Source organism: Nocardioides sp. zg-1230, from assembly GCF_013155335.1.
In the GTDB taxonomy this organism is placed as follows: domain Bacteria; phylum Actinomycetota; class Actinomycetes; order Propionibacteriales; family Nocardioidaceae; genus Nocardioides.
On the sequence record NZ_JABJQZ010000008.1, the window covers coordinates 399,002 to 417,113 of the forward strand.

Consider the following 18,112-nt stretch of genomic DNA (forward strand, 5'->3'; position numbering starts at 1 on the left):
CTCGGATACTGCACATGACAGCATCTTCGAGGAGGACCGATGGTCGGCACGGACCCTGCGCCCCGGTTGCAGGTCGTCGTCGCACATCCGGACGACGAGACCTTCGGCTGCGGCGGCCTGCTGCTGCACGCCGCAGCGGCGGGGTTCGACACCTTCGTCACCTGCGCGACGCGGGGCGAGGCGGGCGAGGACGCGCACGGCCGCCGCGGCGAGGCGCTCGGCGCGGTCCGTGCGGACGAGCTGCGCCGGGCCGCTGACGTCCTCGCCGTGACCGAGGTCGAGCTGCTCGACTTCGCCGACTCGGGGATGACCGGGCCGGCGCCCGCGGGATCCCTCGCCTCAACGCGTCTCGACGCCATCGTCGCGGCGCTCACCACGGCCGTGCGACGGGTCCGACCCGACATCGTGGTCACCCTCGACGCCAGCGACGGCCACCGCGACCACGTGCGGGTGCGCGAGGCCACCCTCGTGGCAGCTGCCGCGGAAGGAGTCCCGACCGTCTACCTGTCCTGCCTGCCCGCCAGCCTCATGCAGCGGTGGGTGGCGTGGACGCTCGAGAGCCAGCCCCAGCGGCAGCACGTCACCGGCGACGACGTCCCCGTGCTCGGGACCCCCGACGCCGAGATCACCACGCTCCTCGACGTTCGCGGTCACCGCGACCGGCTCGCGCGGGCGATGGCCGAGCACGCGTCGCAGGACTCGCCCTACGGCTCGCTCCCCCAGGACCTGCGTGACGCGTTCCTCGACGTCGCCCGTGCCCGCCGCGTCGTACCGGCGTGGGAGGGCGGGGCGCCCGAGCACGCGCTGGCCCCGGGCCGAGCAGGAGATCATCCGATGAGGACGACCACACCGATCGCCGTCGCCCCCCTCCACGTGCACGGGCGCCGCTGCTGGTGGAACCACCTCGAGGCGCGCTGGAGCTGCAGCACCACCACGGGCTGACCCCGGCCTCGCGGGACCGGCCCCTTCCCGCGAGCCGGTCGGCTCTTCGTCAGGACGTCAGCAGTCCGACGACCTTCTGCGCGGCCTCGGTGCTGGACGCCGGGTTCTGGCCGGTGACCAGCTTGTCGTCGACGACCACGAAGGGCGCCCACGGCTCCCCCGAGGAGAAGGTGGCTCCGGCCTCGCGCAGACGGGACTCCAGCAGCCAGGGCGCCTTGTCGGCGAGCCCTGCCTGCTGCTCCTCCGCGTCGGTGAAGGCGGTCAGGTTGCGCCCGGCGAAGAGCCAGGAGCCGTCGGCGCGCGTGGCGGGAAGGAGGCCGGCCGGGCCGTGGCAGACCGAGGAGACCACCTTGCCGCCGTCGAGCATGGTCACGAGGATGCGGCCGAGGTCGTCGCTGACGGCGAGGTCCTCCATCGGGCCGTGGCCGCCGGGCACGAAGACGGCGTCGTAGGAATCGAGGTCCACGTCGGCGAGGACCAGCGTCGACTCGAGCCGGGGCGCGAGGTCGTCGAGCGCCTTGCGCTGCTTCGCCGACTCCTCCTCGCCGATGGTGTCCGGGTCCAGGCTGCCCTCGTCCACGACGGGTGTCGTGCCGTCAGGGCTGGCGAGGTCGACGTCCATCCCGGCGTCGGAGAACACCTGCAGCGGGGACAGCACCTCCTCGGCCCAGAAGCCGGTCGGGTGCTTGGTCCCGTCGTTCAGGGTCCAGTGATCGGAACCGGTCAGGACGAACAAGATCTTCGGCACGGGGGACTCCTCGGAGGCGGGGGTGGCGGCGCCGAGCAGCGCCGCTCCATGACGCTACCCAGAGGGGGTGGCCGGCTCAAACGGGTCCGGGATCGCCGGCTCGACGTCGAAGAGCGTCACGTCGGGGCAGACCTCCACCTCGATGCCGCCGTTGTGGGTGTTGAGCACGCTGTAGGTGCCGGCATCGACATCGACGACCCCGGGCTGCTGGGGCGAAGCCGTGACGCGGAAGAGGGCCTCGGTCGGTGAGGCGGGGTCGCCGAGCTGCACCTCGGTGTCCTCGACCTCCCCGAAGATCGAGCCGGGAGGCAGGTCGCGTACGACGAAGCGCAACCGCCCGCCCGACGTGGCGAATCGGGCAGGTCGTCGTGCCGTAGGGGCGCCCAGGCTGGTGGCCACAGGGTTGTCGCACGACATCTCGAGGGCGGGCGCCGGCGGGCCCTGGGGCGCCGCCCGACACCCCGCCAGGGTCGTCGTCAGGACGCCGTACCCGACGGCCAGCGTCAGGAGGCGGCGCACGCGCTGCCCGTCCGTCCCCGTGTCCATGACAGTAAGACGCTATCGAGGACGACGCGCGCTCACCGCGGAACGACGCAGGCCGCCACGACACGACAGCCGCCCCGACGGGTGTCGGGACGGCTGTCGTCAAGAGGGCTGTGCGCAGTGGAGCTGCGGGGAATCGAACCCCGGTCCTCGAGCGTCGATCCAGGTCTTCTCCGGGTGCAGTCAGTGATGTCGCTTTTCTCGGCCTCGGCGCTCCCACAGACAGGTCGCCGACAGGCCCAGTCAGGATCAAGTCCCGGTCACCCCTCCTGACAGAGAGTGACCAGCAAGTCTCCTAGATGAGGCCTGGGTCCGGGACGGAGACGGGTGCCCGGTCAGACCCTTCGATCACTGCTCAGGCAGCGAGAGCGAAGTCGTTGCGATTGGTGTTGGCAACTATGGATTTCCAGCGGTCGTTTACGAGATGACGCTGGCTTCTCGACCCGCTTCCCCTGGAACTAACGTCCCAAGTCGAAACCGATCAGCCCCTCTTGTGTTGTCAAGCAGGCCCGAGCCCACGGCTCCAGCCTACTGGTCCCAACCGACAACCGGCCAACGCTATTCCGTCGGGGTGTGGGGGCGCAGCGGCTCGGAGTGCCAGACGTCGTCGTCGAGACGCCACAGCTGGCGGTCGGTGCTGTCCACGAGGTCGGCGGGCACGTCGTGGTCGAAGTCGAGCCCGGCCTCGAGGACGGCCTGATGGTGCTCCGACCAGGAGGCCGCGTTCCTCGCCCGCGCGTCAGCCTGCTCGGCGTCGGTGGCACCCGGCGGCGTGACCACGGCGCCGTGCGGTGCCTCGATGCCGGCCGGTACGTCGCTGCCGTCGGGAGCGATCGCGTAGAGCCGCTCGTCGGTCATCCGGTGGTCGGCGCGCACCACGAGCGTGCCGTCGTCGCGCCAGCGGAACCGGACGGACCATCCCTGGCCCTTGAGGTGCCCGTCGCGGTGCGCGGCGACGGCATCGTCGGGCAGGAAGAGGCCCCAGGCCGCGAAGTGGTCGGCGAACGCCTGCTGCTGGGGCGTCGGACCGCCCGGTCGCTCCCCCGCTCCACCGGCCTCGTTGCCCTCGCCGTCCTCCCCGGGCACCTCTGGAGCCGCCTGCAGGCGGACGCGCGTGATGCGGTGGCCGTCGAGCTCGACGACCTCGAGCCTGCGGCCCTCGACCACCACCGAGTCGCCGAGCTCGGCCATCCGCGCCAGCCGGTGCAGGACGTAGCCGGCGACGGTCTCGTAGGGCCCGTCGTCCAGCTCCACCCCGGTCCGCTCCGCGAACTCCTCGATCGTCAGGCCGGCGTCGACGGTCGTCGGGTCGGCGGACGCGGCGATCTCGGCGTCGGTGTCGTACTCGTCGTGGATCTCACCGACGAGCTCCTCCATGAGGTCCTCGAGGGTGACGATCCCGTCGGTGCCGCCGTACTCGTCGACCACCAGCGCGATGTGCGCGCCGAGGCTGCGCAGCTGGTCGATGGAGGGCAGGACGCGGTTGGTGCGGGGCAGCACCGGCAGCTCCCGGGCGATGTCGGCGACCGTGGTCGAGCGGTCGTCCGCGCGCCCGAGCACGTCGCGCAGGTGGAGGTAGCCGAGCACCTCGTCGAACGACGTACCGGTCACCGGGTAGCGGGTGTAGGGCTGGTCGACGATGACGGCCACCGCGTCGGCGAGGGTGAGGTCACCCGCCAGGAAGACCACGTCGCCGCGCGGCTTCATGACCTCGCTCAGCGAGCGGTCACCGGCCTCGAAGACGTCGTCGACGAGGCGTCGCTCGCCCTCCGGGATGTCCTCGTGGCCGGAGATCATCATCCGCAGCTCCTCCTCGTCGACCTCGTCGCCGGCGGCGTCGGGGTTGCCGCCCAGCAGGCGGACGAGCAGGTTGGTCGAGAGCGACAGCAGCCAGATCACCGGCGTCATCACGGTGGCGAACTTGCCGAGCGGCGGCGCGAAGAGCTTGGCCACCCCGACCGACCGCTGCAGGGCGAGCCGCTTGGGCACGAGCTCGCCGAGGACCAGCGACAGGTAGGACACGACCAGCGTGGTGACCACCAGGGACACCGTGTCGGGCGCCGGGACGCCGAGGTCCTCGAAGGCGGGTGCGAAGGAGGGTGCCAGCGTCGAGGCGCCGAAGGCGGCGGAGAAGAAGCCCGCCACCGTGACGCCGATCTGCACCGCGGACAGGAAGCGATTGGGGTCCCGGGCGAGGGAGGCGACCGCGTGCCCGCGCCCTCCTTGGGTGTCGAGACGCTCCACCTGGCCGGAGCGCAGCGACACCAGTGCGATCTCGGTCGCGGCGAACACACCGCCCACCAGGATGAACGCGAGGACGAGCAGGACGTCGATCCAGGTACCGGCTTCCACGGCATCAACGTAGCGACCGGCTGTGCACGGAGTGGCCGGGAACCGTCAGAGACCCTGCCACTCCGGCTTGCCCGCCCAGACCTCGCGGTAGTGCTCGACACGGTCGAGCCGCGATGCGGCGGCCGGGTCCAGCAGGACGGTCGCGTGGGGGTGCAGCTGGAGCGTCGACGCCGGGCAGGACGCCGACACCGACCCCTCCACGGCGTCGGCCACCGCCTGCGCCTTGCTCTCGCCGGTCCCCACCAGCAACAGGTGCCGCGCGCGACCGATCGTGGCCAGGCCCTGGGTCAGCACGTGCCGGGGCACGTCGCCGACCGAGCCGAAGAAGCGGGCGTTGTCGGACCGGGTGCGCTCGGTCAGCGTCTTGAGCCGGGTCAGCGAGGCCAGCGACGAGCCCGGCTCGTTGAACGCGAGGTGGCCGTCGCTGCCGATCCCGAGCACCTGCAGGTCGACGCCACCCGCCGCGACCAGCGCCGCCTCGTAGCGGGCGCCCGCCTCGGGCAGCCCCTCCGGGGCGGGGTCGGGGCTCGTCACGTGCTCACGGGCGATCCCGAGGTCGTCGGTCACCTGCGCGAGGATCGTCTCGCGGTAGGTCTGGGGGTGTCCCGCCGGTAGACCGACGTACTCGTCCAGGGTGAAGCAGCGCACCCGGTCGTACGACGGCCCGGCGCCGTCGCGGTGCCGCCGGACCAGCTCGCGGTAGGTCGGCAGCGGGCTCGACCCGGTCGCCAGGCCGAGGACGGCGTCGGGAGCGCGCCGGACCAGTGCCTCGATCGTGTCGGCGGCCAGCGCGGCCACGGCCTCCACGCTGTCGAGCGGCACGACCTCCATCAGGACTCCCGGGCGTCGTGGACGACGCGACCGCCGACGACCGTCGCGACGGGCTGCAGGCCTTCGTCGACCAGGGTCAGGTCACCACGCCGGCCGGGCTCGAGTCGGCCGCGGGTGGGGTCGCCGACGAGGCCGGCCGGCGTGGTGGTCACGGTGGCGACGGCGTCCTCGAGGGAGCAGCCGGTCGTGGCGTGCAGCAGGCGCAGGCAGTCCAGGAGGCCGGCCGCCGACCCGGCGAGCGTGCCGTCGACCAGACGGACCGTGCCGGCGGAGACCACCACCTCGTGGTCTCCGAGGCGCGCCCGCCCCTCGGGCAGCCCGAGGCCGGCGGTCGTGTCGGAGACGGTGAGGAACCGCGAGGGGCCCAGGGCCCGCCACATCGCGACCACCACGTCGGGGTGCAGGTGGTGGCCGTCCACGATCACGCCCGCGACGAGCCGGGTGGCGTCCGCTCGAGCGCCGAGGGCGACGCCGACGGGACCGGGGTCGCGCGCCAGCATCGGGGGCATCGCGTTGCCGAGGTGGGTCAGGCTCGTCGCGCCGGCGTCGATCGCGGCGTGGACGGTGGCCGCGTCGGCATCGGTGTGCCCGATGGCCACGCCCACTCCGCGCCCCGCGAGCTCGCGGACCAGGTCGAGGGCGCCCGGCAGCTCGGGTGCGACGGTCACCATCAGCACGCCGGCCTCCCGTGACCAGCGCGCCGCGAGGTCGGACGAGGGCAGCCGCAGCCAGCGCTCGGGGTGCGCGCCCTTCCGGGATGGCGCGATGAACGGTCCCTCGAAGTGCAGCCCCAGCGGCACCGCGCCCTGCCAGCCCTCGGGGGGACCGTCGGCGTACGTCCCGAGCGCCATGTCACGCGCCTCCGGGTCGGAGGTGATGACGGTGGGCAGCCACGCCGTGACGCCGTACGACGCCAGCGCTGCACCGGCCTCCCACAGCCGGGTCGGCTCGGCAGTCAGGTCGATGCCGGCGACGCCGTTGACCTGGAGATCGATGACACCGGGGAGCACCCTGAGGCCGGCCGCGTCGAGCACGGGTGCGCCCTCGGGCGCGGCCCCCGCGACGACCCCGCCCGCGATCGTCACGTCCCGCGAGCCGCCCCTCACCAGCAGGTCGGCCATCGCTCACCTGCCCAGGATCGCGGCGCCGACGGCGGCGACCGGGTAGTGGAGGGGGACCATGCTGAGCCGGTCGGCGAGGCCGAGCGAGGCGAGGAAGGGCGAGCCCTCCCCCAGCGAGCGCAGCTGCCGGACCACCTGCTCGCGCAGCGGCTCCCCCACCTCGGCGACCCCGCCGCCCAGGACGATGCGCTCGGGGTCGATCGTCAGGCCGAGCGCCCGGATCGCGCTCGCCACGCCCCAGCAGAAGCGGTCGCGCACCGCGACGGCCTCGGGGTCGCCCGCGGCGGCGGCGGCGAAGAGCGCGGCAGCCGGCGGACCGTCCGTCGTGGGCCAGGCCCGGGCGAGGGCCCGGCCGGACGCGATGGTCTCGAGGCAGCCGGTCTGACCGCAGCCGCACGCGGCGCCGGCCGGGTCCACCGGGAGGTGGCCGATCTCGCCGGCCGCTCCGTGCTCGCCGCGGCGCAGCCGCCCGTCCACGACGAGCCCGGCGGCCAGCCCGGTGCCGACGCTGAGGTAGACCACGTCGTCCGCGCCGACGAGCGCCCGTGCGGCGAGGGCGGCGGCGTTGACGTCGTTCTCGACGACCACGTCGTGCCCGAGCCGCGCGGCGAGCAGGTCGCGCAGGGGCAGGTCGTCGCCGTTGACGCCGAGGTTGACGGCGTGCCGCAGCATCCCGCGCTCGCCGTCGACCAGGCCGGGGACGCCGACGCCGACGCGGCACGCCAGGCCGTTCCCGCTCCCGCCGCTCCTGCTCACGAGGGCGTCGAAGACCCGCTCGGCGGTCGCGACCACGCCGTCGGCGCCGGGTCGCGTGACCTCCCTGACCTGGGCCACGATCGAGCCGTCCTCCCCGAGGACGACGCCGTGCGTCTTGGTGCCGCCGATGTCGAGGCCGACGGCCCGCGTGCCCGCCATGGCGGCGTTCACCGCGACCACCCTGCCTGTCGCAGCACCTCGGTGACGGCGGCGACGCCGGGGGCCGACGAGCCGCGCGTGCCGATGGTGGGCAGAGCGGTGTCGTCTACTGAAGGCCAACCCCACTCGACGACGACGGCCGGGCGACCGCTGTCGGCGATCGCGCGCAGGAAGGCCAGCACGTCGGGACGCCGACCCGCGTCGCGCACCTGCACGACCACCGGTACGTCGTCGGGCACGTCACGCGGCAGCCCGGCAGCCAGCGACCGCGGGTAGAGGCGGTGGTCCGGGACCAGGCCCCACGCCACGTCGCCGACCGCGATGTTGGCCGCGGTCTCGACGCTGACCACGACCGCGTCGGCGAGGTCGGGCAGGTCGCCGTCGAGGATGAGCGCGGACGCGGCGGCACCCGCCTGTCGTGTCGCGTCGGGGGCCTCGGATGTGGGGGTGGCCGCGGGGGTGGCCGCGGTGGCCGCCACCGATGCGTGCATCACCGCGACGCGACCGGCTGCCTCCGCGAGCCGCTCCCGGGTCAGGCGCCCGTCGCCGACGGCAGCGACGATCGCGTCACGGACCTCGAGCACCAGCGAGGCCGGCTTGTCAGGGCCGAGGCAGAGCAGGTCGCACCCGGCGGCGAGGGCCTGGACCGCCGCCTCCGGGACGCCCCGCGCGGCGGACGCCCCGGCCATGTCGAGGGCGTCGCTGACGATGACGCCCTCGAACCCGAGCACCTCGCGCAGCATCCCCAGGACGAGCGGGCTCAGCGTCGCCGGCCGGTCCGGGTCGAGGGCCGGTACGACGATGTGCGACGTCATCACCGCCGCGGTCCCCGCCTCGACGGCGGCGTCGAACGGCACGAGCTCGCGGGCGGCGAGGGTGTCGGGGTCGACGTCGATGCGGGGCAGGTCGAGGTGGCTGTCGGTGGCGGTGTCGCCGTGGCCGGGGAAGTGCTTGGCGCACGCCGCGACACCCGTCGACTGGAGCCCGCGCGTCCACGCGGCCACGTGGGCGCCGACCTGGTCGGCGTCGACGCCGAAGCTCCGGGTGCCGATGACGGGGTTGTCGGGGTCGCTGTTGACGTCGGCGTCCGGCGCGAGGTCGAGGGTCACGCCCACCGCGGCCAGCTCGTGGCCGACCCAGCGACCGACCGCCTCGGTGAGCTCGAGGTCGCCCACCGCGCCGAGGGCCGCGGCACCGAGCACCGGGCTCGGCTCGCGGGTGTGGAGCCGGCTGACGTCGCCGCCCTCCTCGTCCACCGCGATCACCGCGCCGGGGTTGGCGCCGCGGATCTCGGCGCTCAGCGCGGCGAGGGCGGCGGGCCCGGCCGCGGTGTTGGAGCCGAAGTAGCAGACGCCGCCGAGACCGTCCTCGAGCAGCGCCCGGTACGCGTCGGGCAGCGTCGTACCCGTGAAGCCGGGCAGCAGCACGCGCAGGGCCAGCGCGCTCACGTCGTCGTGTCTCACCCTTTCACTGCTCCGGAGGTGAGTCCGCTGACCATCCGGCCCTGGACGATGAGGAAGAAGACGATGACGGGCACGGCGATGAGGGTGGAGCCGGCCATGATGCCGCCCCAGTCGGTGCCGCGGTTGACGTCGGTGAACGTCGAGAGCCACAGCGGCAGCGTGCGCTGGTCCTCACGCGTCATCACCACGAGCGCGAGGGTGAACTCGTTCCACGCCTGGATGAAGCCGAAGACGCCGGTGGCGACGAGGCCGGGGGCGAGCAGCGGGAGCGTGACGCGGAAGAACGCCTGGGGACGCGAGCACCCGTCCATCATCGCGGCCTCCTCGAGCTCGTAGGGCACGCCGGCGACGAAGCCGCGCAGGGTCCAGATCGTGAAGGGCAGCACGCTGGCGACGTAGACCAGCGTGAGCCCGACGACGGTGTTGAGCAGCTCCATCGTCTCGAGCATCTTGTACTGGCTGATGAACAGCCCCTCCACCGGGATCATCTGGATCATCAGCAGCGTGACGATGAAGGACAGCCGGCCGCGGAAGCGGAACCGGCTGACCGCGACCGCGGCGACGAAGGCGAAGAGCAGCGCCACGGTGATCGTCAGGCCGGTGACCGTGAGGCTGACCCGGAGGGCGTCGAGGAACTGGTCGGTGGCGAAGACGGTGCGGTAGTTGTCGAGGTCGCCGCCGAACGGAACCCATGTGGGCGTGGGGCTGCGGATCTCGTTGCGGGCGAGGAACGAGCTGTTGACCATCCAGTAGACGGGGAACGCCGCGAGGAGGAAGGCGAGGACGCCGACGCTGTTGGCCGTGGCGCGCAGCGCGGGTCTGGTCGGTCGGCTCATGCGGGGTCCCCCTCCTGCCGGAGCATGGCGCGGACGTAGGGCGCGGTCAGCACGACGGTGAGGGCGAGCATGAAGATCGCCACCGCTGCAGACATGCCGAACTCGCCGCCACCGATGCCGAGCCGGTAGATGTAGGTACCGAGGAGGTTGGTGTCGCGGGCGCTGCCACCGGCCTCCTGGAGGATGTAGATCTGCGTGAACACGCGCAGGTCCCAGATGACCTGCAGCAGGCCGACGACGAGCAGCACGGGCCGGATGGTGGGCAGCACGACGTGGCGGAAGCGCGACCCTGCGCCGGCGCCGTCGATCTCGGCGGCCTCGACGAGCTCTTCCGGCAGCTGGGTGAGCGCGGCGTAGACGGTGAAGGCGACGAACGGGACGCTCATCCACACCACGACCACGGTGGCGACGAAGAAGAACGACAGCGGCCGCAGCAGCCACCCGTGCCCCTCGTAGTCGAGCCCGAGACCGGTGAGGACGTGGTTCACGACGCCGTACTGGGTGTCGAAGAGCCACTGCCACACGGTGAGGGAGGCGACGACGGGCATGGCCCAGGCGAGCAGCAGCCCGGTCTGCACGAGCAGGCGTACGCCGCGCGACATGTGCCGCATCAGCAGCGCGAGGCCCACGCCGATGGCCATCGTCAGCGCCGCATTGACGAGACAGAAGGCGATGGAGCGTGCGGTGACCTGCCACAGGTAGCCGTCGGTGACGAGCCGGCGGTAGTTGTCGAGGCCGATCCACTCCGGCGGCCGGCCGAACTGCTGGGCGAGGCCGAAGTCCTGGAACGACAGGACCACCTGGCGCACCAGCGGGTAGCCCAGTGCCAGCGCGAGGGCGAGCACCGCGGGGACGAGCAGGGCGTACGGCAACGGGCTGGTGCGTCTGCGCCGGGCGACGCGGGTGCCGACGTCGCTCGCGGTGTCGGTGACGGTCCGGTCCATGGTGTCGCTCATCGTCCCTCCTCTCCGGTGCCGGGTGTGCCAGGTGTGATGGGTGGCGCGGGCGTGCAGCGGTGAGGGCAGCGGCTGGCGCCGCCCCCACCGGTGGTCCGGACGTCTCAGCCGTTGAGCTGGCTGTCCATCTGCTCGTCGGTCTTCGCGGCCAGCTCCTCGACGTCGCCGCCCTGGGCGATGGCGCTGAAGAGGTCCTCGAGGGCGCGCGAGCCCTCGACCGTGGCCCAGCCGGGCGCGGCCGGCGTGAGCTTGGCGTTGGACGCGGCCGCCACGGTCGCCTCGGCGTACTCGTCGTCGCCGAGCAGCGGGGCGAGCGAGGTGAGGGCGGGCGTGAGGCCGGCCTCGGCCATGAGCGTCTGGTAGTCCTCGCTCAGCATGAGCTCGACCGCCTCCTGGGCGAGGTCCTGGTGGGCCGACTTGGCCGCGATCGCAATGTCGGAGCCGCCCAGCAGCACGGGCGCGGGGTCACCGTCCGGTCCGGGCAGCGCGAAGACGCCCACCTGCTTGGCGTGGCCGTCGGGGCAGCCGGTCTCGGGGTCCTCGAGCAGCCCCTTCACCCAGCCGGGCGTCGACATCATGCCGACCTCGCCCGCGCAGAACGGGGTCCACGGGTCGGCCTCGTTGCCGTCCTTGGGTGCACCGGACGCCTCGGTGAAGAGCTGCTGGGCCATCTCCAGGCCGGCCACGGACTCGGGCGAGGACAGCGAGCCGGCCCACTCGCCGCCGTCCTCGACGGCGAGGTCGCCGCCGGCGGACCAGATGAAGGCCGCGCCGTTGCGCCAGTCCTGGCCCGGGAACCAGAAGCCGGAGAAGTTCGCCGGCTTGGGGTTGTCCTTCTTCAAGGCGATCGCCGCGTCGACGAACTCGTCGAGCGTCGTGGGCACCTCGAGGCCGGCCTTCTCGAAGAGGTCCTTGCGGTAGAAGATGTACTTCGAGCCGGCGTAGTAGGGGACGGCGTACGTCTCCCCGTCGACCGTGGCGCCCTCGACGAAGCCGGGCAGCAGGTCGTCGCCGCCGAGGTCGTCGAGCTCGTCGGTGAGCGGCGCGAAGGCGCCCGCGGACGTGAAGGTCGGCGCCTGCGTGTTGCCGATCTCGACCACGTCGGGGGTCTCGGACTCACTGGAGAGCGCGGTGGTGAGCTTCTCGACGAGGCCGTCCCACTCCTGCTGCTCGATGGTCAGCGTGGACCCCGGGTTGTCCTCCTCGAAGGTCGTCTTCAACCAGTCGCGGGCCTCCTGCGGAGTGTCCGTGCCGTTGAGCCAGACGCGGATGTCAGCCGACTCGGCGCCACCGTCGTCGGTCGACGAGCCGTCGTCGTCGCTGCCGCACGCGGCGAGCGTCGTCAGCGCGAGCGCGGCGACCGCCACCCCGGTCCATGACTTCTTGATGCGCACCACAGTTGTCCTTCCGTCGATCTCTTCAGGTGGGTTGGAGGCGCTCACGAGACGCCCAGCTCCCCGGCGAGCACGAGCACGGCCGCTCCCACGACCACGACGTCCTCGCCGAGCTTGGAGGTGCGGACGGCCAGCCCTGTCGAGCTGATCGGCATCGTCCGCTCGCGGATGGTCCGGTCCGCCGCGTCGAGCAGCGGCCCGTCGAGCAGCTCCGCAGGGCCGCTCAGCACGATCTCGTGGAGGTTGAGGGCGGCGACGACCGGCGCCAGCACCTCGCCGAGCCGGGTCCCGACCTCGGCGAGCACGGCCGGGCCGTCGGCCCCGGGCTCCGCCACGCGGCGTCTCAGGCGGGGCGCGGCCAGCAGGGTCTCGAGGCAGCCGGTGCGCGAGCACGCACAGCGCTCGCCGGCGGGGTCGACCACGACGTGGCCGATCTCGCCCGCGGCCCCGAGGTGGCCGTGGAGCAGCGAGCCGCCGAGGACGAGCCCGGCACCCACACCGGTGCCGACCCGCAGCACCATCAGGCCGCCGTCGCCGGACTCGCCGAAGGTGTGCTCGCCCAGGACGGCGGTGTTGGCGTCGTTGGCGACGAAGACCGGCACGTGCAGTGCCTCCGCCAGCCGGGCGGCGAGGGGGGTGTCGGTCCAGGCCAGGTTGGGCGCATCGACGACCGTGCCGGCGGCGTCGACGACGCCCGGGCTGCCGACCCCGACGCCGAGGACCGGCCGGTCGGTCATCGTCATGAGCTGTGCGGCGAGGCCCAGCACGAGCTCGACCGCCTGCTCACCCTCCGCGCCGTCGACGTGCACCTCGTGCCGTGCCTGGACGGTGCCGGCGAGGTTGACCACCGCACCGGACATGCGGTCGGTCTCCGACAGGTCGAGGCCGATGATGTGGTGCGAGTCGGGGGCCAGCCCGACGAGCGTCGGCGGCTTGCCGACCCGGGTCTCGGCGGGCGCGCCCAGCTCGGCCAGGAACCCCTCGGCGAGCATCTCCCCCACCAGGTCCGACACAGTGACCCGGGTCAGGCCGCTCGACCGGGCCAGGTCCGCCCGGCTCGCGGGACCCTCGCGGAAGAGCTGTTGCAGCAGCAGCGAACGGTGGTGGCGGCGGGCGTCCTCCTGGAGGAGCTTGCCCCGGGGACGGAGTGGCCGACCCACTGGTGTGTGCGGTGTCACATTAGTTAGTTCAGCGCACTTACATATCCCCCGTCAAGAGGTCACTCTGATTCGCCGGCGCCCGGTCCAGTCCACCGAGCGGTGATCCAGCCACATTCCTCCGGCGCAGAACGTAGGTGGACCACCGCCCGCGGGCGCGGCGTCGTACGACACGCCCTGCGGCGGTGGTCGAGCGACATTCCGCCGGCCCCGAATGTGGGTGGACCACCGCTCACCCCAGCACACGCGCTCAACCAGCTACTCCAACAACAAGCAGCATGACCAACGTTGCAACGACCACTTGACGCCAAGGCCTCGGAACGTGTCTCACTCACCGCTCGGGCGGCGGCGGAGCGGGCTCAGCCGAGGAGGGCGGAGGGGTTGTCCCAGCACACGGCGCGCAGCCAGTCCTCCCCCAGGCCCAGCCGCTCGAGCGCCTCGAGCTGGACGACGTAGGGGTAGGGGATGTTGGGGAAGTCGCTGCCGAGGTGGACCTTCCCGGCCAGCCCGAGGTCGCGGAGGCGGAGCAGCAGCCCGGCAGGGTAGGCGCCGCCCATCTGCTCGAAGAACGGGGTGAAGGCCATCGTGGTGTCGAGCCCGACCCGGTCGTACGACTCGGCGAGCGTGAGGAACTCGGCGTACTCCGGGGCGCCGGCGTGTGCGATCACCAGCCGCAGCCGCGGGTGCCGGGCCAGCAGGTCGGCGACCGGCCCGGGGCCGGTGTGCTCGGTGGCGACGGGGCCGCTGCCGGCGTGGAGCACCACGGGCGTCCCGGCGGCCGCGACGGTCCCCCACGCTTCGTCGAGGAGCGGGTCGGTGACGTCGAAGGCGCCGACCTGCACGTGCACCTTCCAGACCTCGACCGGGTGGGACGCGGCCGTGCGGGAGGCGACGTACGCCGCCACGCCGGGCTCGGGGAAGAACGTGCCGCACACCGCAGCCTCGGGCACGCGCTCCGCGAAACCGGCCGCCCAGTCGTTGAGGAACTCGGCCATGTCGGGCCGGTGCGCGTAGGGAAGCGCGGTGAAGCGACGTACGCCGAAGGAGCGCAGGACGTCGACGAGCGCGTCGTCGGAGTCGCGGTAGTGCAGCGGCCACGGCCGCCCGATGAGGGGGCCGGCGGCGTCGAACTGCGCCCGCACCTTGGCCATCACCCGCGGCGGCAGGAAGTGGGTGTGCAGGTCGACGAGGCCGGGCAGGCCGAGGGCCCGGGCGAACTCGACGGGGGTCAACCGCTCCTCAGTCCCGGCCTCAATCGCGGTGGCCCTTGAGCCGTCGCTGGACGGCCTCGACCTTCTCGCGGTTGGCCGTGCGCTCGGCGAGCGTGTGGCGCTTGTCGTAGGACTTCTTGCCCTTGGCGAGGGCGATCTCGACCTTGGCGCGGCCGTCCTTGAAGTAGAGCGACAGCGGCACGAGCGTGTAGCCCTTGTCGGTGATCTTGCGCTCGATCTTGTCGATCTCGGAGCGGTTGAGCAGGAGCTTGCGCCGCCGGCGGGCCGAGTGGTTGGTCCAGGTGCCCTGGCTGTACTCCGGGATGTGGACCCCGAGCAGCCACGCCTCGCCGTTGTCGATCTCGGCGAAGCCGTCGACCAGCGACGCACGTCCTTGGCGCAGCGACTTCACCTCGGTCCCCATGAGGACGAGCCCGGCCTCCCAGGTGTCCTCGATGTGGTAGTCGTGGCGCGCCTTCTTGTTCTGCGCGACCATCTTCTGGCCCTGCTCCTTCGCCATGGGTCCATTCTCCCAGAGCGTGTCCAACCGGTTGTGGCCGGTCGAGCCGGGTCAGAGCCAGTTCATCGGGTCGACGGCCTGGCCGTTGGCCATCACCGTGAAGTGCAGGTGGCACCCGGTGGACCACCCGGTGCTGCCCTCGAAGCCGATGACCTGCCCCGTCTCGACCTGGGCGCCGACGCCCACGTTGTAGCCGCTGGCGTGGTTGTAGATCGTGGCGACCCCCTTGCCGCCGAGGACGCCGTGGTCGATCACCAGCCGGTTGCCGTAGACGCCGCTGTAGTAGGACGACACGACCTTGCCGGGCGCCGCGGCACGCAGCGGGGTGCCGCACCCGCCGCCGAAGTCGACGCCGTCGTGCAGGCCCCAGTAGTGGTAGATCGGGTGGCTCCGGAAGCCGAACGGCGAGGTGACGTAGCCCTCGACCGGGTAGGCGAGCGCGCCCGGGCTCGGGGTGGACGCCTGCGACCGCGCGTTCGCGGCGGCCTGGGCGGCGCGCTGGCGGCGGAGGGCGGCGAGGGCGCGCTTGCGCAGCATCTCCTCGATCTGCTGCTGCTCCTTCTCGAGCTTGCGGAGCTTCGCGAGGTCCTTGGCGCGGGCCGCGCTCGCCCCCGCCCGGGCGTCACGACGCTCGATCACCAGGGAGACCACGGAGTCCTTGGCCGCCTGCTCCTCGGACTCGAGGGCCTGCATCAGCTCGAGGTGCTCGGCAGCGGCCTGCCGCTTGGTGGCGACGGCGTCGCGCGCCTCGGTGACCTGGTCCTGGCGCACCTCGAGGAGCACCTCGGCGGCCTTCAGCTCGTCGTACTCGCGTGCCTCCTGGCCGATGACGACGTCACGTACGCCGTCGCGGCGGGTGAGCTCCTCGGTGGATTCGGCGTCGAGGAGGGACGAGAAGGCGATCAGCTCGGGGTCGCCCTCGGCGTACATGTCGGTGACGGTGCGGGCGACCTTCGCGCGCTGGGCGTCACGGTCGACCTGGCCCTGCGCGAGGGCGGCCTCGGCGGCGGCGAGCTCGGCCTCGGCGGCCACCAGCTCGGCCTGCATCTGGGCATCGCGCTCGCGGGCGACCTCCACCTTGCCGCGAGCCGTGGCGAGGCGGGTCTTCGCGACGCCGAGCTGCTGCTGCGCGGCGTCGAGGCGCGCCGCGGCCTTGCGCAGCTGGGCGCTGGACTCGTCGAGGTCCTGGTGCGCGCCCTTGAGCTCGCGCTCGACCTTGTTCTTCTTGTCCTTGAGGTCGTCGGCATGAGCGGCGGACACGCCCAGCGCCATGACGGCCACGAGTGCTGCGGCCATGCGGCGATGAGCGGCACGGGGGAAGGTACGCACCGGGGGAAGCCTTTGCGTCGGGGAAGCGGGGAAGGGTGCCCCTCCCGACGCGATGCCGGGCGAGACGCCTAGACGCTAACCCCCGCTGCTCAGACTTTGAGGTATTTGCGCGTCAACACGAGTGTCGGGAGCACGGTCAGCACCGGACCGAGGATCGCGACCGCTCCGGCAGCGAGCCAGAACTCGTCCCAGGCGATCCACGGGACGAACCTCAGGTTGTCCGAGAGGTCACCGATCGCGAAGCGCAGGAACGCCGCCAGCCCCCCGACGGCGAGGCCGACGCTGATGAGCGCGGTGACCAGCGCCTCGAGGAGGAACGGCAGCGCGATGTAGAGCGTGGAGGCACCCACGAGCCGCATGATCCCGATCTCCTTGCGGCGCGCGAAGGCGGCGAGCCGGATCGTGTTGGCGACCAGCAGCAACGCGGCCAGCACCAGCACGGCGGCGGTGCCGAGGGCGTACGTGCGCATCTTGGTGATCGTGGTGAGGATCGGGCCGACCTGCTCACGCAGGTCGCGCACCCGGGAGACCCCGTCGAGGCCCTGCACCGCGCTGCTGATGCCTTCGTACTGCTCGGGGTCCTCGAGCGTGATCCAGATCGTCTGCGGCATGTCCTCGGCGGTCAGCGCGGGGTTGTCGCCGGAGAACAGCTCCTCGCCGTAGAGCTCCTTGGCCTTCTCCAGGGCGACCTCGCCGGACTCGAAGCGGTAGCTCGCGACCTCCGGGTTGGCGTCCACCACGGCCTCGATCTCCGTCTTCTGCGCCTCGGTCACCGGGTTGGGGCAGACCGGGTTGGAGTCGTTGAGCCGGCACAGGTAGACCGTGATCTGGAGCTGGTTGCCGAAGTGGTCGGCGGCACGCGTCGCCTGCTGCTGGAAGAGCAGGCCGATGCCGACCAGCGTCAGCGACACGACCAGGGTGAGGATCACCGCCAGGTGCATCGTCAGGTTGCGTCGCAGGCCCTGGCCGAGCTCGGAGTAGACGTAGCGAAGCTGCATGGAGTCGGGATCTCGATTCGTTCGGGGTTGCGGATCGGGTCGGGGCGGGGGCCCGTGTCAGTTCTGGTGGCCGTAGACGCCCTGCGCCTGGTCACGCACGACGTGCCCGTTCTCGAGCTCGATGACGCGCTTGCGCATCTGGTCGACGATCCCGGCGTCGTGGGTGGCCATCACGACCGTCGTGCCGGTGCGGTTGATCCGGTCGAGGAGCTTCATGATGCCCACCGAGGTCGTGGGGTCGAGGTTTCCGGTGGGCTCGTCGGCGATGAGGATCATCGGGCGGTTGACGAACGCGCGGGCCACGGCGACGCGCTGCTGCTCGCCACCGGAGAGCTCGTCGGGCATCCGGTCGCCCTTGCCGCTCAGGCCGACCAGCTCGAGCGTCTCGGGGACGACGTCCTTGATCTCCTTGCGGGACTTGCCGATCACCTGGAGCGCGAAGGCGACGTTCTCGGTGACCGTCTTGTTGGGCAGCAGGCGGAAGTCCTGGAAGACGGTGCCGATGTCGCGACGCAGCCGGGGCACCTTCCAGCCGGCGAGCCGGTTGATCTCCTTGCCGGCGACGTAGACGCGACCGGTGGTCGGGCGGTACTCCCGGAGCACCAGGCGCAGGAAGGTCGACTTGCCCGAGCCCGAGGAGCCCACGAGGAACACGAACTCCCCCTTCTCGACGTCGACGGACACGTTGTCGAGGGCGGGGTGGGGGTGGCCGGGATAGGTCTTGGTGACCTTCTCGAAGCGAATCACGGCGTCGAGGCTACGTGAGGGGTGGACGCGACGCCGAACCTGCGCTGCC

General features: G+C 72.3%; 17 protein-coding genes and 1 other RNA gene. 1 reads left to right on the forward strand and 17 read right to left on the reverse strand.

Annotation, left to right across the window (positions count from 1 at the left end; all coding sequences use genetic code 11):
- Positions 1 to 39 precede the first annotated feature (39 nt).
- Positions 40 to 942 (forward strand): PIG-L deacetylase family protein, encoded by a 903-nt coding sequence (locus HOO61_RS21275; RefSeq protein ID WP_172261633.1) that lies wholly within the window; start codon positions 40 to 42, stop codon positions 940 to 942.
- Positions 943 to 991: 49 nt separating this feature from the next.
- Here the strand turns inward: HOO61_RS21275 and HOO61_RS21280 are convergent, their stop codons facing one another.
- The 17 genes from HOO61_RS21280 to ftsE form a co-directional block, all read right to left on the reverse strand.
- Positions 992 to 1,690: a type 1 glutamine amidotransferase domain-containing protein gene (locus tag HOO61_RS21280; RefSeq protein ID WP_172261635.1), complete on the reverse strand. Its 699-nt coding sequence runs from the start codon at positions 1,688 to 1,690 to the stop codon at positions 992 to 994.
- Between the two features lie 54 nt (positions 1,691 to 1,744).
- Complete coding sequence (locus tag HOO61_RS21285) at positions 1,745 to 2,236, reverse strand: hypothetical protein (RefSeq protein WP_172261637.1); 492 nt, start codon at positions 2,234 to 2,236, stop codon at positions 1,745 to 1,747.
- A 115-nt stretch (positions 2,237 to 2,351) separates the two neighbouring features.
- Positions 2,352 to 2,722: a transfer-messenger RNA gene (gene ssrA, locus HOO61_RS21290) on the reverse strand.
- Between the two features lie 69 nt (positions 2,723 to 2,791).
- Entirely contained in the window at positions 2,792 to 4,585 is a 1,794-nt protein-coding gene (locus HOO61_RS21295) for a hemolysin family protein (protein WP_367650268.1), read from the reverse strand.
- 45 nt (positions 4,586 to 4,630) lie between these two features.
- A complete protein-coding gene (locus HOO61_RS21300) occupies positions 4,631 to 5,416 on the reverse strand; it encodes a glucosamine-6-phosphate deaminase (protein ID WP_172261639.1) in 786 nt (261 codons plus the stop codon).
- Positions 5,416 to 6,537, reverse strand: coding sequence for an N-acetylglucosamine-6-phosphate deacetylase (locus HOO61_RS21305; RefSeq protein ID WP_172261641.1), 1,122 nt, complete (start codon positions 6,535 to 6,537; stop codon positions 5,416 to 5,418). The genes HOO61_RS21300 and HOO61_RS21305 overlap by 1 nt, the downstream gene beginning before the upstream one ends.
- Positions 6,538 to 6,540: 3 nt before the next feature.
- Positions 6,541 to 7,464: an ROK family protein gene (locus tag HOO61_RS21310; RefSeq protein ID WP_367650269.1), complete on the reverse strand. Its 924-nt coding sequence runs from the start codon at positions 7,462 to 7,464 to the stop codon at positions 6,541 to 6,543.
- Positions 7,461 to 8,915 (reverse strand): glycoside hydrolase family 3 N-terminal domain-containing protein, encoded by a 1,455-nt coding sequence (locus tag HOO61_RS21315; RefSeq protein WP_172261643.1) that lies wholly within the window; start codon positions 8,913 to 8,915, stop codon positions 7,461 to 7,463. The genes HOO61_RS21310 and HOO61_RS21315 overlap by 4 nt, the downstream gene beginning before the upstream one ends.
- Complete coding sequence (locus HOO61_RS21320) at positions 8,912 to 9,751, reverse strand: carbohydrate ABC transporter permease (protein WP_172261645.1); 840 nt, start codon at positions 9,749 to 9,751, stop codon at positions 8,912 to 8,914. The genes HOO61_RS21315 and HOO61_RS21320 overlap by 4 nt, the downstream gene beginning before the upstream one ends.
- Positions 9,748 to 10,707: a carbohydrate ABC transporter permease gene (locus HOO61_RS21325; RefSeq protein ID WP_216659164.1), complete on the reverse strand. Its 960-nt coding sequence runs from the start codon at positions 10,705 to 10,707 to the stop codon at positions 9,748 to 9,750. The genes HOO61_RS21320 and HOO61_RS21325 overlap by 4 nt, the downstream gene beginning before the upstream one ends.
- 104 nt (positions 10,708 to 10,811) lie before the next feature.
- Positions 10,812 to 12,101: an extracellular solute-binding protein gene (locus HOO61_RS21330; RefSeq protein WP_216659165.1), complete on the reverse strand. Its 1,290-nt coding sequence runs from the start codon at positions 12,099 to 12,101 to the stop codon at positions 10,812 to 10,814.
- 44 nt (positions 12,102 to 12,145) lie between these two features.
- Complete coding sequence (locus HOO61_RS21335) at positions 12,146 to 13,261, reverse strand: ROK family protein (RefSeq protein ID WP_367650270.1); 1,116 nt, start codon at positions 13,259 to 13,261, stop codon at positions 12,146 to 12,148.
- A 356-nt stretch (positions 13,262 to 13,617) separates the two neighbouring features.
- Positions 13,618 to 14,490 (reverse strand): amidohydrolase family protein, encoded by an 873-nt coding sequence (locus tag HOO61_RS21340; RefSeq protein ID WP_253942651.1) that lies wholly within the window; start codon positions 14,488 to 14,490, stop codon positions 13,618 to 13,620.
- 19 nt (positions 14,491 to 14,509) lie between these two features.
- Positions 14,510 to 14,989 (reverse strand): SsrA-binding protein SmpB, encoded by a 480-nt coding sequence (gene smpB / locus HOO61_RS21345; RefSeq protein ID WP_172261649.1) that lies wholly within the window; start codon positions 14,987 to 14,989, stop codon positions 14,510 to 14,512.
- Between the two features lie 51 nt (positions 14,990 to 15,040).
- Complete coding sequence (locus HOO61_RS21350; RefSeq protein WP_172261651.1) at positions 15,041 to 16,285, reverse strand: M23 family metallopeptidase; 1,245 nt, start codon at positions 16,283 to 16,285, stop codon at positions 15,041 to 15,043.
- Positions 16,286 to 16,407: 122 nt separating this feature from the next.
- Positions 16,408 to 17,316 (reverse strand): permease-like cell division protein FtsX, encoded by a 909-nt coding sequence (ftsX, locus tag HOO61_RS21355; protein ID WP_172261653.1) that lies wholly within the window; start codon positions 17,314 to 17,316, stop codon positions 16,408 to 16,410.
- A gap of 57 nt (positions 17,317 to 17,373) precedes the next feature.
- Positions 17,374 to 18,063 (reverse strand): cell division ATP-binding protein FtsE, encoded by a 690-nt coding sequence (ftsE, locus tag HOO61_RS21360; protein WP_172261655.1) that lies wholly within the window; start codon positions 18,061 to 18,063, stop codon positions 17,374 to 17,376.
- Between the last annotated feature and the right edge of the window lie 49 nt (positions 18,064 to 18,112).